Annotated in this window: 14 protein-coding genes; 7 read left to right on the forward strand and 7 right to left on the reverse strand. The window is 56.2% G+C overall.

Features of this window, described 5'->3' with window-relative positions:
- Positions 1 to 6: 6 nt before the first annotated feature.
- The 3 genes from sdaA to pabB form a co-directional block, all read right to left on the reverse strand.
- A complete protein-coding gene (gene sdaA, locus ECL_RS07320) occupies positions 7 to 1371 on the reverse strand; it encodes an L-serine ammonia-lyase (protein ID WP_038419892.1) in 1365 nt (454 codons plus the stop codon).
- 184 nt (positions 1372 to 1555) lie between these two features.
- Positions 1556 to 2134, reverse strand: coding sequence for a CoA pyrophosphatase (locus ECL_RS07325; protein ID WP_013096136.1), 579 nt, complete (start codon positions 2132 to 2134; stop codon positions 1556 to 1558).
- Between the two features lie 3 nt (positions 2135 to 2137).
- Entirely contained in the window at positions 2138 to 3466 is a 1329-nt protein-coding gene (pabB, locus tag ECL_RS07330; protein WP_013096137.1) for an aminodeoxychorismate synthase component 1, read from the reverse strand.
- Between the two features lie 61 nt (positions 3467 to 3527).
- Between pabB and ECL_RS07335 the strand changes: the two genes are divergently transcribed.
- Positions 3528 to 3710, forward strand: a complete 183-nt coding sequence (locus tag ECL_RS07335; RefSeq protein ID WP_008500497.1) for a YoaH family protein — start codon at positions 3528 to 3530, stop codon at positions 3708 to 3710.
- A gap of 5 nt (positions 3711 to 3715) precedes the next feature.
- Here ECL_RS07335 and ECL_RS07340 read toward each other — a convergent pair whose 3' ends face one another.
- Positions 3716 to 4060: a RidA family protein gene (locus tag ECL_RS07340; RefSeq protein ID WP_013096138.1), complete on the reverse strand. Its 345-nt coding sequence runs from the start codon at positions 4058 to 4060 to the stop codon at positions 3716 to 3718.
- Positions 4061 to 4192: 132 nt separating this feature from the next.
- On the opposite strand from ECL_RS07340, the gene ECL_RS07345 reads away from it, so the two are divergent.
- From ECL_RS07345 to rnd, 5 genes are all read left to right on the forward strand, one after another.
- The gene (locus tag ECL_RS07345; RefSeq protein WP_013096139.1) at positions 4193 to 6103 is read left to right on the forward strand and encodes a DNA repair helicase YoaA; all 1911 of its coding nucleotides are present in this window, start codon (positions 4193 to 4195) and stop codon (positions 6101 to 6103) included.
- 66 nt (positions 6104 to 6169) lie between these two features.
- On the forward strand, positions 6170 to 6865 hold the full coding sequence (gene tsaB, locus ECL_RS07350) for a tRNA (adenosine(37)-N6)-threonylcarbamoyltransferase complex dimerization subunit type 1 TsaB (protein ID WP_013096140.1): 696 nt from the start codon (positions 6170 to 6172) through the stop codon (positions 6863 to 6865).
- A 37-nt stretch (positions 6866 to 6902) separates the two neighbouring features.
- On the forward strand, positions 6903 to 7484 hold the full coding sequence (locus tag ECL_RS07355; protein WP_013096141.1) for a Slp family lipoprotein: 582 nt from the start codon (positions 6903 to 6905) through the stop codon (positions 7482 to 7484).
- 203 nt (positions 7485 to 7687) lie between these two features.
- Positions 7688 to 9373, forward strand: a complete 1686-nt coding sequence (fadD, locus tag ECL_RS07360) for a long-chain-fatty-acid--CoA ligase FadD (RefSeq protein WP_013096142.1) — start codon at positions 7688 to 7690, stop codon at positions 9371 to 9373.
- A 71-nt stretch (positions 9374 to 9444) separates the two neighbouring features.
- Positions 9445 to 10572 carry a ribonuclease D gene (gene rnd, locus ECL_RS07365; protein ID WP_029882295.1) on the forward strand — a complete coding sequence of 376 codons (1128 nt, stop codon included), beginning with the start codon at positions 9445 to 9447 and terminating at the stop codon, positions 10570 to 10572.
- A 73-nt stretch (positions 10573 to 10645) separates the two neighbouring features.
- Here rnd and minE read toward each other — a convergent pair whose 3' ends face one another.
- Genes minE through minC form a run of 3 tightly spaced genes read right to left on the reverse strand, consistent with a single transcriptional unit; the run spans position 10646 to position 12462 of the window.
- Complete coding sequence (gene minE / locus ECL_RS07370; RefSeq protein ID WP_008500504.1) at positions 10646 to 10915, reverse strand: cell division topological specificity factor MinE; 270 nt, start codon at positions 10913 to 10915, stop codon at positions 10646 to 10648.
- Between the two features lie 3 nt (positions 10916 to 10918).
- Complete coding sequence (minD, locus tag ECL_RS07375; protein ID WP_013096144.1) at positions 10919 to 11731, reverse strand: septum site-determining protein MinD; 813 nt, start codon at positions 11729 to 11731, stop codon at positions 10919 to 10921.
- Between the two features lie 23 nt (positions 11732 to 11754).
- A complete protein-coding gene (gene minC, locus ECL_RS07380) occupies positions 11755 to 12462 on the reverse strand; it encodes a septum site-determining protein MinC (RefSeq protein WP_013096145.1) in 708 nt (235 codons plus the stop codon).
- 123 nt (positions 12463 to 12585) lie between these two features.
- On the opposite strand from minC, the gene ECL_RS07385 reads away from it, so the two are divergent.
- On the forward strand, positions 12586 to 12861 hold the full coding sequence (locus ECL_RS07385) for a YcgL domain-containing protein (RefSeq protein WP_013096146.1): 276 nt from the start codon (positions 12586 to 12588) through the stop codon (positions 12859 to 12861).
- The last annotated feature ends 3 nt before the right edge of the window (positions 12862 to 12864 follow it).

Below are 12864 nucleotides of genomic sequence, written 5' to 3' on the forward strand. Positions count from 1 at the left end.
GAGGTATTAGTCGCACTGTACCTTAATGGCCAGACCACCACGGGAAGTCTCACGGTACTTCGCGTTCATGTCTTTACCGGTTTCGTACATGGTCTCAATAACTTTATCCAGCGACACGCGAGGCTCGCTGGTACGGCGCATTGCCATACGGGAGGCGTTAATCGCTTTCACCGACGCAATGGCGTTACGCTCAATGCACGGTACCTGCACCTGCCCGGCAACCGGGTCACAGGTCAGGCCCAGGTTATGTTCCATACCGATCTCCGCCGCCACGCAAACCTGCTCAGGGCTTGCGCCCAGCAGTTCAGCCAGACCAGCGGCCGCCATGGAACAGGCCACACCCACTTCACCCTGGCATCCTACTTCAGCGCCAGAGATAGAGGCGTTCATTTTGTACAGGGCACCGATGGCTCCTGCCGCCAGGAAGTAACGGATGTAGATATCTGGCGTAACAGGTTCAATAAAGTGATCGTAATAAGCCAGCACCGCCGGAACAATACCGCACGCACCGTTGGTGGGTGCCGTCACCACGCGGCCACCGGCAGCGTTTTCTTCGTTAACCGCCAGAGCGAACATATTCACCCAGTCGACCACGTTCATCGGGTCGTTGGAGAATTTATCGGTGGTCACCAGCATGCGGCGCAGGGCAGAGGCACGACGTGGTACGCGCAGCGGACCCGGCAGCACACCTTCGGTGTTCATCCCGCGATCGATACAGGCGCGCATGGTCTGCCATACGTTTGCAAAATAGTCTTCGATCTCTTTTTTGCTGTGCAGTGCCAGTTCGTTCTGCATCACCATGCCGGACAGCGACAGGCCGGTCTCTTTGCAATAACCCAACATCTCGGTGGCCGATTTGAAAGGATACGGCACGTTGACGTCGCCAGTGCTCTCTTTACCGAAATGCTCTTCATCCACGATAAATCCACCGCCGATGGAGTAGTACGTTTTGCTGTAAATCTCTTTCTCGCCGTTCCAGGCATGGATGGTCATGCCGTTTTCATGCAGCGGCAGGTTGTCGCTACGAAAACGCATCCCGTCATCCTGCGGGAAATCCACTTCGTGCTGGCCGTTAGCCAGCAGCAGACGACCGCGCGCTTCCACGTCACGGATGAATGCCGGGATGGCATCAATATCTACAGTGTCCGGCATATTGCCCGCCAGACCCATAATAATGGCGATATCGGTGTGGTGGCCTTTACCCGTTAATGACAGTGAGCCGTAGACATCCACGGCGACACGGGTAACGCTTTCCAGTAATCCTTTTTCGACCAGATCATCGACGAACTGTTTACCGGCCTTCATCGGCCCAACAGTATGGGAAGACGAAGGGCCAATTCCCACTTTGAACATGTCGAATATACTAATCACTTTCACACTCCTGACAGGGTTACCGGGGTTCCAGTAACGATGTTATAACTGCGCATAGTGTAAGAGGGAACATCGACCTCGGCTTAACTATTCACATGAATTAAACTAATGGTTAACGATGGTTTTGCTAATAGCGCGACGCCGATCGCAAACCTGACAAAAGAGGGTGGAATGTAAAGTATAGTCAAGGCTTCAGGCCGATTTGCAGAGCCAGTTCACGAATGATGCCCGCCGTCATGCCCCAGACAAAATAATGCTGATACCAGGACAACCAGACCCGATGATCGTGCCCACGGCGCTGAATATCCAGCGGGTGATAGCGACTGAGGCGAAGGGCTTCTTCCAGTGGCATTTCAAACACCGCAGACACCTCATCAACACTGGCGTGATACTGAAGGCCGGGCGGGATAATGCCCACCACCGGCGTCACCTGGAAACCGGTCACGCTGTCCACCGGCGGGAGGACGCCGACAATCTCGACGGCCTCCGGTGGGATAGCCACCTCTTCCTGCGCTTCACGCAGCGCCGCGGCAATCAGCGAGGCATCGCTGCTGTCTACCGCGCCGCCGGGGAAAGCGACCTGACCGGCATGTTTGCGTAAATGAGGGGAGCGCTGGGTCAGCAGCAAACCGGGCTGCTCACGACGCACCACGGGGATCAGCACCGCCGCCTGACGTTGATTAAGCGCTTCGCGGCTCACCTGTGGCCGCAAAAGCTGAAAGCGCGACAGAAAATCATCCAGCGTCAGGTTCTCTCTCTCCACCCGTCAGTTCTCCAGTTGTTGCAGGATACGGTTAACTTTATCAAAGGTTTCCTGATATTCCGCCTCGACCTGGCTGTCAGCAACAATCCCGCCGCCTGCGGAACAGTAAAGCTGGCCGTCGCAGGCCGTCAGGGTGCGAATAGTGATGCTGGTATCCAGCGTGCCGCAGACGCTAACGTAGCCAATGCTGCCGCACCAGGCGTTTCGACGGTGCGGTTCCAGCTCATCGATAATCTCCATCGCCCGCACTTTTGGCGCGCCGGTGATGGAGCCACCCGGGAACGCGGCGCGCAGAAGATCGCAGGGGGTACGCGAAGCCGGCAGCTGTGCAGTAATGGTGCTGACCAGATGGTGCACCGCCGGGAAAGGCTCGACGACGAACAGCTCCGGCACGCGAACGCTGCCCGGTACCGCCACCCGGCCAATGTCGTTGCGCATCAGGTCGACAATCATTAAATTTTCGGCGCGGTCCTTCGGTGACACGGCGAGCTTTTCCGCCTGCTGGCGGTCGGCAGCCGGATCGCTCAGGCGCGGCAAGGTCCCTTTAATCGGGCGTGTCTGGATCTTGCCTTCCGCCAGATGAATAAACCGCTCAGGCGAAAGACTCAGGATCGCGCCCTGATCGAGACGGATAAACGCACTGAAAGGTGCCCGGTTGCTGGCATTGAGGCGGGTAAAGGCCTGCCATTCATCGCCCTGATACGTTGCCTGGAAGCGCTGGGCAAGGTTCACCTGATAACAATCGCCGCTTTGCAGATATGCCTGCACGCGTGCGAATTTTTCCGCATAGGTCTGCGGGGTCATGTTTGAACGCCACGCAGAGGTCAGACGGAAATCCGGCGCGGCTGCTGGCTGCTGCGCGTTCAGCCAGGCCAGGCGTGCCTCCACATCCGAATGGCTGAGCAGGGAGACCACCTGTTTATGGTGATCGACAATCAGCGCCCAGTCGTAAAGTCCCACCGCCATATCCGGCAGCGGAATATCCGCCTTCGCAACGGAAGGCAGCGTTTCAAAGCGGCGACCAAGGTCATAGCCAAACACGCCCAGCGCACCGCCCTGGAAGGGAAGATCCGGGTTCGGCGTGGCAGACAAACCCAGCTCGTCGATAGCCTCCTGAAGCTTGATCAGCGGATCGTGCGTGGAGGGCTGGTTTTCGGATGTCACCGTGCGCACCGGGTCAGCAACCACAATGTCGAAGCGGCTGTAAGGATGGTCCGCATGGCCGGAATGCAGCAGCATCGCCCAGGGAAGATGGCTCAGACGAGCAAACCAGAATTCAGCGGCGTCAGTACGCCACGGCAGGGTAATAACAGTGGGGAAGCGCATGTTCATGTGTGGCATACTACCGGGCAGCGTGAAATAATTAGCGCGAATAATTTAGCAGGAGTTGACGATGTTTGCAGGTTTACCTTCTCTGAGCCACGAGCAACAGCAGAAAGCGGTTGAGCGGATCCAGGAGCTGATGTCCCAGGGGATGAGCAGCGGGCAGGCCATTTCTCAGGTGGCGGAAGAACTTCGCGCCACCCATACCGGCGAGCGGATCGTGGCGCGTTTCGAGGATGAAGATGAAGAGTAACCGGCTTACACAGCCGCGATAATCTTAATCTCTACCTTGTATTCCGGCTTCATCAGCGTGGCCTGTACGGTACAACGTACAGGCGCGTGACCCGCCACCACCCACGCATCCCAGGCTTTGTTCATGGCCGCAAAATCGTCTTTATTCGCCAGGAAAATGGTGGCGTCCAGAATACGCGATTTGTCGCTTCCTTGCTTTTCCAGCACCGCATCGATCTGCGCCAGGGTGTCAGCTGTTTGTTCAAAGGCATCCGCATCCAGATTGGACGGCACGCCAGTGTAATAGAGCGTCTGGTTATGAATGACTACATCAGACCAGCGGGCTTCGGCATCAATGCGCACAATTGTCATAAACGTTTCCTCGTTACTTTCGTCATCAGGCGGCAAGACTGCCATATTGTTTCGCCGTCGTCACTATTTGGGGTGGCACAGGAGAGGATGGGCTGACATAATCCCTGTGCAAAAATACAGTGAGAGAACACCGTGGCAGACGATTTTTCCCCTGAAGGGCAGTTAGCACAGGCTATTCCCGGTTTTAAACCGCGTGAACCGCAGCGTCAGATGGCGCATGCCGTCGCTCGCGCCATCGATAAGGCACAGCCGCTGGTGGTCGAGGCCGGAACCGGCACGGGAAAAACCTACGCTTACCTTGCACCGGCGCTGCGCGCGAAAAAGAAGGTGATCATCTCTACCGGCTCGAAGGCGTTGCAGGATCAGCTCTACAGCCGTGATTTGCCGACGGTGGCAAAAGCGCTGAAATACAAAGGGCGGCTGGCATTGCTGAAAGGGCGCTCCAACTATCTCTGCCTGGAGCGTCTTGAACAGCAGGCGCTGGCGGGCGGCGATCTGCCGGTGCAGACCCTGAGTGATGTGATCATCCTTCGCGCCTGGGCTAACCAGACGGAAGAGGGGGATATCAGCACCTGCGCGAGCGTGGCGGAAGACTCTCCCGCCTGGCCGCTGGTGACCAGCACCAATGACAACTGCCTGGGCAGCGACTGCCCGCTGTATAAAGACTGTTTTGTGGTCAAAGCGCGTAAAACGGCGATGGATGCAGATGTGGTGGTGGTCAACCACCATCTGTTTCTCGCGGATATGGTGGTGAAAGACAGCGGTTTTGGCGAACTTATTCCTGAAGCGGAAGTGATGATCTTCGACGAAGCCCATCAGCTTCCGGATATCGCCAGCCAGTATTTCGGCCAGTCGCTCTCCAGCCGCCAGCTGCTGGATCTGGCGAAAGATTTCACCATTGCTTATCGCACTGAATTAAAAGATACCCAGCAGCTGCAAAAATGTGCCGATCGCCTCGCGCAAAGCGCGCAGGATTTTCGCCTGCAGCTTGGCGAGCCGGGCTACCGCGGCAATTTGCGCGAGTTGCTGGCGGACAATAATATCCAGCGCGCGCTACTGCTGCTGGATGACGCGCTGGAACTCTGTTACGACGTGGCGAAACTGTCGCTTGGCCGTTCTGCGCTGCTGGACGCTGCCTTCGAGCGCGCCACGCTCTATCGTGGGCGGCTGAAACGGCTGAAGGAGATCAACCAGCCGGGGTACAGCTACTGGTATGAATGCACCTCGCGTCATTTCACCCTGGCGCTTACGCCGCTGACGGTGGCAGACAAATTCAAAGAGGTGATGGCGCAAAAACCGGGGAGCTGGATATTTACCTCCGCGACCCTGTCGGTGAATGACGATCTGCACCACTTCACCGAGCGTCTCGGGATTGAACAGGCGGAGTCACTGCTGCTGCCGAGCCCGTTTGATTATGAAAAACAGGCGCTGCTCTGCGTGCCGCGTAATCTGCCGTTACCCAACCAGCCCGGCGCCGCACGCCTGTTGGCAGCCATGCTGAAGCCGATGATTGAGGCCAACAATGGCCGCTGCTTTATGCTCTGCACCTCTCACGCCATGATGCGCGACCTGGCAGAACAGTTCCGCGCCACCATGACCTTGCCTGTCCTGCTGCAGGGAGAAACCAGCAAAGGGCAACTGTTACAGCAGTTTGTCAGTGCCGGAAATGCGCTTCTGGTGGCAACCAGCAGTTTCTGGGAAGGCGTAGACGTGCGGGGCGATACCTTGTCGCTGGTGATTATCGATAAACTGCCTTTTACCTCGCCGGACGATCCGCTGCTCAAAGCGCGAATGGAAGACTGCCGTCTGCGCGGAGGCGATCCTTTCGACGAGGTACAGCTGCCGGACGCGGTGATCACCCTTAAGCAGGGGGTAGGACGCCTGATCCGCGACGTGGACGACCGCGGCGTGCTCGTAATCTGTGATAACCGGCTGGTGATGCGCCCCTACGGTGCGACCTTCCTCGCCAGCCTGCCGCCCGCGCCGCGTACGCGGGACATTAAACGCGCGGTTCGCTTCCTGGCCAACCCAACGGCGGAGTAATTTGCCCGGGAGTGTGCTAAGATGCGCGCCATTTTGTGACTGACCATTGCGAGAGCGCGACGACTGATGCGAATTCTGGCTATTGATACCGCTACAGAGGCGTGTTCCGTTGCTCTGTGGAACGACGGTGCTATTTCTGCTCATTTCGAAGAGTGCCCACGAGAACACACCCAACGTATTCTGCCCCTGGTGAAAGCGATTTTGACCCAGGGCAACACCACCTTAACCGACCTCGATGCGCTGGCCTTTGGCCGTGGCCCCGGCAGCTTTACGGGTGTACGCATTGGGATCGGTATTGCGCAGGGGCTGGCGCTGGGCGCTGACCTGCCGATGATCGGTGTTTCCACCCTGGCGACGATGGCGCAGGGCGCGTGGCGTATGACAGGTGCTACCCGTGTGCTGGCAGCGATTGATGCCCGCATGGGCGAAGTCTACTGGGCTGAATACACCCGCGACGAGCAGGGCGTGTGGCACGGCGAAGAGACGGAAGCGGTGCTCAAGCCGGAAGCGGTAACCGAACGGTTGCAGAACCTCTCCGGTGAATGGGCGACGGTAGGGACCGGTTGGGCGGCATGGCCTGACATGGCAAACGGTACCGGCGTAACGCTGGTGGACGGCAACATGCTTCTGCCTGCCGCAGAGGATATGCTTCCCCTGGCCTGCCAGCTGCTCGCAGCAGGAAAAACCGTGGCTGTTGAACATGCCGAGCCGGTTTATTTGCGAAACACCGTCGCGTGGAAGAAACTTCCAGGCCGCGAGTGAATCTCAGTAACAGGAACTGAGAAAAAGGAGTCGCATCATGGCGGTTCAGACTAAAGTAGTACGCCTAATTATGGCAGGCGCTGTGGCCATAGCACTGAGCGGATGCGTTTCCGTTCCTGATGCGATTAAGGGCAGTAGCCCTACGCCACAGCAGGATCTGGTTCGCGTGATGAATGCCCCTGAGCTTTACGTCGGTCAGGAAGCGCGCTTCGGCGGGAAGGTGATTGAGGTGCAAAACCAGCAGGGGAAAACCCGGCTGGAGATCGCCACCGTGCCACTGGATAGCGGCGCGCGGCCGATCCTCGGCGAAACCTCGCGCGGGCGCATTTTTGCCGATGTCAGCGGCTTCCTCGACCCGGTTGATTTCCGTGGACAGCTGGTGACCGTCGTCGGGCCGATTACCGGCACGACACAGGGCAAAATCGGCACAACGCCTTACAAATTTATGACCATGCAGGTTAACGGCTACAAACGCTGGCGGCTGACACAGCAGGTGATCATGCCGCCTCAGCCTGTCGATCCGTGGATGTGGGGCCCACACCCGTATCGTTACGGCTACCCCGGCTGGGGCTGGTATAACCCAGGCCCGGCGCAGGTACAGACGATCGTTACTGAGTAACTTACTGTTATTGTTAGAAAAGAGACAGCGGCTCAGCCGCTGTCTCTGTTTTTTTACGGCTAAAACGAAAAAAAAGAGTGACGCGCTTCGCAACCTTAAATCTGGGCAATTAATAAACTGGTACGCTGAGTTAATATAATGTTAACAAACTGTTTATTATCGGGGTTGTGATGACGACGAACACTCAATTCAGAGGTGATGCATTGAACAAGGTTTGGCTTAACCGTTATCCCGCAGATGTGCCTGCGGAGATCAATCCTGACCGTTATCAATCCCTGGTTGAATTATTTGAACACTCGGTAAGGCGTTACGCCGATCAGCCCGCGTTTATCAATATGGGTGAGGTGATGACGTTCCGTAAGCTTGAGGAGCGGAGTCGGGCGTTCGCGGCCTATTTGCAGGAAGGGCTGGGGCTGCAAAAAGGGGATCGCGTCGCGCTGATGATGCCGAACCTGCTGCAATACCCGGTCGCGTTGTTTGGTATCCTGCGGGCCGGGATGATTGTCGTCAACGTCAACCCGCTCTACACCCCACGTGAGCTGGAGCATCAGCTGAACGACAGCGGCGCGACCGCAATTGTGATCGTCTCAAACTTTGCCCACACGCTGGAGAAAGTGGTCGACAGAACCCAGGTGAAACACGTCATCCTGACGCGCATGGGGGATCAGCTCTCCACCGCCAAGGGCACGCTGGTTAACTTTGTCGTCAAATACATTAAACGTCTGGTACCGAAATACCATCTGCCGGATGCCATCTCCTTCCGCCGCGCGCTGCATGCCGGGTATCGTATGCAATACGTCAAACCGGAAGTGGTGTCAGAGGATCTTGCGTTCCTGCAGTACACCGGTGGCACTACCGGCGTGGCCAAAGGCGCCATGCTGACTCACCGCAATATGCTGGCGAACCTTGAGCAGGTGAATGCGACCTACGGGCCGCTGCTGCATCCGGGCAAAGAGGTGGTCATCACCGCGCTTCCGCTTTATCACATTTTTGCGCTGACCATGAACTGCCTGCTGTTTATTGAGCTGGGCGGTCAGAACGTGCTGATCACCAACCCACGCGACATTCCGGGGCTGGTTAAAGAGCTGGCGAAGTACCCGTTCACCGCCATGACCGGGGTCAATACCCTGTTTAACGCGCTGCTTAATAACAAAGAGTTCCAGCAGCTTGATTTCTCCACGCTGCACCTCTCTGCGGGCGGCGGAATGTCGGTTCAGCAGGCGGTGGCCGAGCGCTGGGTGAAACTCACCGGCCAGTATTTACTCGAAGGCTATGGCCTGACCGAATGCGCCCCTCTGGTCAGCGTCAATCCGCATGATATCGACTACCACAGCGGCAGTATCGGCCTGCCCGTACCGTCGACGGAAGCCAAACTGGTGGATGATGACGACAACGAAGTTGCACCGGGCGAGCCGGGTGAACTGTGCGTTAAAGGGCCACAGGTGATGCTGGGCTACTGGCAGCGTCCTGATGCCACCGACGAAATCATCAAAGACGGCTGGCTACACACCGGTGATATCGCGGTGATGGACGAAGAGGGCTTCCTGCGCATTGTCGATCGTAAGAAAGACATGATCCTCGTCTCCGGATTTAACGTCTATCCGAATGAGATCGAAGATGTGGTGATGCAGCATAGCGGCGTGCTTGAAGTTGCCACGGTTGGCGTACCTTCCGGCAGCAGCGGCGAGGCAGTGAAGATTTTTGTGGTGAAGAAAAACGCCTCTCTTACCGAGGAGGAGCTCATCACGTTCTGCCGCCGTCAGCTCACCGGCTATAAAGTGCCGAAGCTGGTGGAGTTCCGCGATGAGCTGCCGAAATCGAACGTCGGGAAGATATTACGACGAGAATTACGTGACGAAGCCCGTGCCAAAGTGGACAATAAGGCCTGAGCTTCATGCTAATCGCCCAGACGCCGGTTTAGCCGGCGTTTTTTATGGGCGCAAACAAAAGAGAAACCGTTTTGAATTACCAGATGATCACGACCAACGACGAGCTGGCTTCGCTGTGCGAAGTGACGCGCGACTTTCCTGCCATCGCCCTGGATACCGAGTTTGTCCGTACCCGGACGTATTATCCGCAGTTGGGTTTGATTCAGATGTACGACGGCAAACACGTGTCGCTGATTGACCCGCTCGGCATTACCGACTGGACGCCGATGCGTGACCTGCTGCTTGATACTGCGGTCACCAAATACCTGCACGCAGGCAGTGAAGATCTGGAAGTCTTTCTGAATACGTTTGGCATCATGCCGCAGCCGCTGATTGACACGCAGATCCTCGCCGCGTTCAGCAATCGTCCGCTTTCATGGGGCTTTGCCGCCATGGTTGAGGAGTACACCGGCCTGACCCTGGATAAAAGTGAATCCCGTACCGACTGGCTGGCGCGCCCGCTCACAGAGCGTCAGCTGGATTACGCTGCAGCAGATGTGTTTTACCTGCTGCCGATTGCCGGACAACTGATGAAAGAGGCAGAAGCCTCCGGCTGGCTGCCTGCTGCTCTGGATGAGTGCCGCATGACGCAGCAGCGTCGTCAGGAAATCGCTGACCCGAAAGAGGCCTGGCGCGATATCAGCAACGCGTGGCAGCTGCGTACGCGTCAGCTGGCCTGTCTGCAATTATTAGCCGACTGGCGCCTGCGTAAAGCGCGCGAACGCGATTTGGCCGTTAACTTTGTGGTACGCGAAGAGCACCTGTGGGCGGTCGCACGCTATATGCCAGGCAGCATGGGTGAGCTGGACAGCATTGGGCTTTCAGGCAGCGAAATCCGCTTTCACGGAAAAACGCTGCTCGCGCTGGTGGCCAAAGCGCAGCAGATACCGGATGACGCACTGCCAGAGCCTCTGCTGAATCTGATGGATATGCCGGGCTATCGCAAAGCGTTTAAAGATATTAAAGCGCTGGTGCAGGCTGTGGCGGCAGAAAGCAAACTGAGTGCGGAATTGCTGGCATCACGTCGTCAGATAAACCAGCTTTTGAACTGGCACTGGAAGCTGAAACCGCAGAATGGCTTACCGGAAATGATGGCGGGCTGGCGCGGGGAATTGATGGCCGATCGCCTGAATACGTTGCTGGAAGGGTATCCACGATAATCAATATGCCGGGCGATATACCCGGCATATTCCCCCGGTGGCGCTGCGCTTACCGGGGCTACGAAATCAAAAACTACGGACGCGACTCTTCCGCTTCCGGGAGCGTAACGTTCAGCTCCAGAATCGAAATATCCCCGTCTTTTTGCTCCAGCTGCACGGTGACCATCTCCGGGTCAATCTGCACATATTTGCAGATCACTTCCAGGATGTCCTTGCGCAGCTGCGGCAGGTAGTGAGGCTCGGCGTCGCTACGACGACGCTCTGCAACGATGATTTGCAGTCGTTCTTTTGCGATGTTGGCGGTGTTCTTTTTCCGCGAGAGAAAAAAGTCCAGTAATGCCATAACTTATCCTCCGAACAGGCGTTTGAGGAAACCTTTCTTCTCTTCTTCAATGAAGCGGAAAGGACGTTCTTCTCCCAGCAGACGGTCAACCGTATCCGCATACGCTTTACCGGCATCTGCTGTTGTATCAAGGATCACTGGCTCGCCCTGGTTAGAGGCGCGCAGCACGGACTGGTCTTCCGGGATGACGCCCACCAGTTTAATGCGCAGGATCTCCAGCACGTCTTCCATGCTCAGCATGTCACCTTTGTTTACGCGGCCCGGGTTATAGCGGGTCAGCAGCAGGTGCTCTTTAATCGGATCTTCGCCATTTTCCGCACGGCGGGATTTGGATGCGAGGATCCCGAGAATGCGGTCAGAGTCACGGACGGATGACACTTCAGGGTTCGTGGTGATGATCGCTTCATCAGCGAAGTAGAGCGCCATCAGGGCACCGGTTTCGATACCGGCAGGGGAGTCACAGACAATGAAGTCGAACTCCATTTTTTTCAGCTCATCGAGCACCTTTTCAACCCCTTCGCGGGTCAGGGCGTCTTTGTCACGCGTCTGAGAGGCCGGGAGGATATAAAGGTTCTCGGTGCGCTTGTCTTTAATCAGCGCCTGGTTAAGGGTGGCATCGCCCTGAATCACGTTTACGAAGTCATACACGACGCGACGTTCACAACCCATAATCAGGTCGAGGTTACGCAGACCGATATCGAAATCGATAACGACGGTTTTCTTTCCCTTCTGGGCCAAACCAGTAGCGATGGCCGCGCTGGAGGTGGTCTTGCCAACGCCTCCTTTACCCGAAGTAACAACAATAATGCGTGCCATAGAAATTCCTTGTTAAAAAGGGATCAATTCAACGGTTGAACGGTCAACGCGTCGTCTGCCAGTCGCAGACGAGCCGCTTTGCCATAAAATTCGGCTGGGATCTTGTCGCTCAGCCAATATTCACCTGCGATGGACACCAGTTCCGCAGTCAGGTGAGTACAAAATATTTGTGCGTCCCGATCGCCACTCGCCCCGGCGAGTGCACGCCCACGCATCATACCGTAAACGTGAATATTGCCATCTGCAATCAGCTCAGCGCCAGCGCTGACGTGGCTTGTAACAATTAGATCACAGTTTGGTGCATAAATGCGCTGTCCGGAACGAACCGGCACATCAATCATTCGCGTTTTTGTGAGGGCGGTAACGTTTTGTACCGCAGGTGGGGGCGTTTCAACGGCAACGGGGGCCGCACGTAGGGCTTTTTCTTTGCCTTCGTTCAGAAGAGGCAGTCCCGCACGGTCGATTTCCGCTTTCAGCTCAGTATCTTTACAGCCACTGATGCCCACAATGCGCAGACCGGTAGAGGAGACGGCCTGCTGGAGTTGTTTCCAGTTAACCGGGGATTCCAGACCGCTGACATTGATAACAACAGGGGCGTGTTTCAGAAAGGCGGGAGCCTGAGCGATTTTGTCTTCTAACGCCTGACGAATAACCTCGGGTTTTGCATCATGCAAATGTACCACTGATAAGGTGAAGCTACTGCCTTTAAGCTCGATGGGCGTGTTTGACATCCTGGCCTTACTCAATTTGCTATTAACCGCAACCACTCGCTGCGATATTCCGAAGAGTATCAGGCATGTTATAGTCAGGAGTATATTGAGGCAAGCAACCACCTATGAATTCAGAGTAAAAACATGTTTTGTGTGATCTACAGAAGTACAAGCCGCGACCAGACCTATCTTTATGTCGAAAAGAAAGACGATTTTTCCCGCGTGCCAGAAGAATTAATGAAGAGCTTTGGCCGACCTCAGCTGGCGATGCTGCTGCCGCTCGACGGTCGTAAGAAACTGGTTAACGCCGATCTGGAAAAAGTTAAAACGGCCTTAACGGAGCAAGGCTATTATTTACAGCTTCCGCCACCTCCCGAGAATTTATTAAAACAGCATCTTGAGGCGACCGGTAAAAAATAGCCT

The organism is Enterobacter cloacae subsp. cloacae ATCC 13047, from assembly GCF_000025565.1.
Classification (GTDB): domain Bacteria; phylum Pseudomonadota; class Gammaproteobacteria; order Enterobacterales; family Enterobacteriaceae; genus Enterobacter; species Enterobacter cloacae.

Bases quoted from the DNA above. Each gene is read 5' to 3' on its own strand.
- pabB (WP_013096137.1), bottom strand. From the start codon at position 3,466: ATGAACATGCGCTTCCCCACTGTTATTACCCTGCCGTGGCGTACTGAC.
- ECL_RS07335 (WP_008500497.1), top strand. From the start codon at position 3,528: ATGTTTGCAGGTTTACCTTCTCTGAGCCACGAGCAACAGCAGAAAGCG.
- ECL_RS07340 (WP_013096138.1), bottom strand. From the start codon at position 4,060: ATGACAATTGTGCGCATTGATGCCGAAGCCCGCTGGTCTGATGTAGTC.
- tsaB (WP_013096140.1), top strand. From the start codon at position 6,170: ATGCGAATTCTGGCTATTGATACCGCTACAGAGGCGTGTTCCGTTGCT.
- ECL_RS07355 (WP_013096141.1), top strand. From the start codon at position 6,903: ATGGCGGTTCAGACTAAAGTAGTACGCCTAATTATGGCAGGCGCTGTG.
- minE (WP_008500504.1), bottom strand. From the start codon at position 10,915: ATGGCATTACTGGACTTTTTTCTCTCGCGGAAAAAGAACACCGCCAAC.
- minD (WP_013096144.1), bottom strand. From the start codon at position 11,731: ATGGCACGCATTATTGTTGTTACTTCGGGTAAAGGAGGCGTTGGCAAG.
- minC (WP_013096145.1), bottom strand. From the start codon at position 12,462: ATGTCAAACACGCCCATCGAGCTTAAAGGCAGTAGCTTCACCTTATCA.
- ECL_RS07385 (WP_013096146.1), top strand. From the start codon at position 12,586: ATGTTTTGTGTGATCTACAGAAGTACAAGCCGCGACCAGACCTATCTT.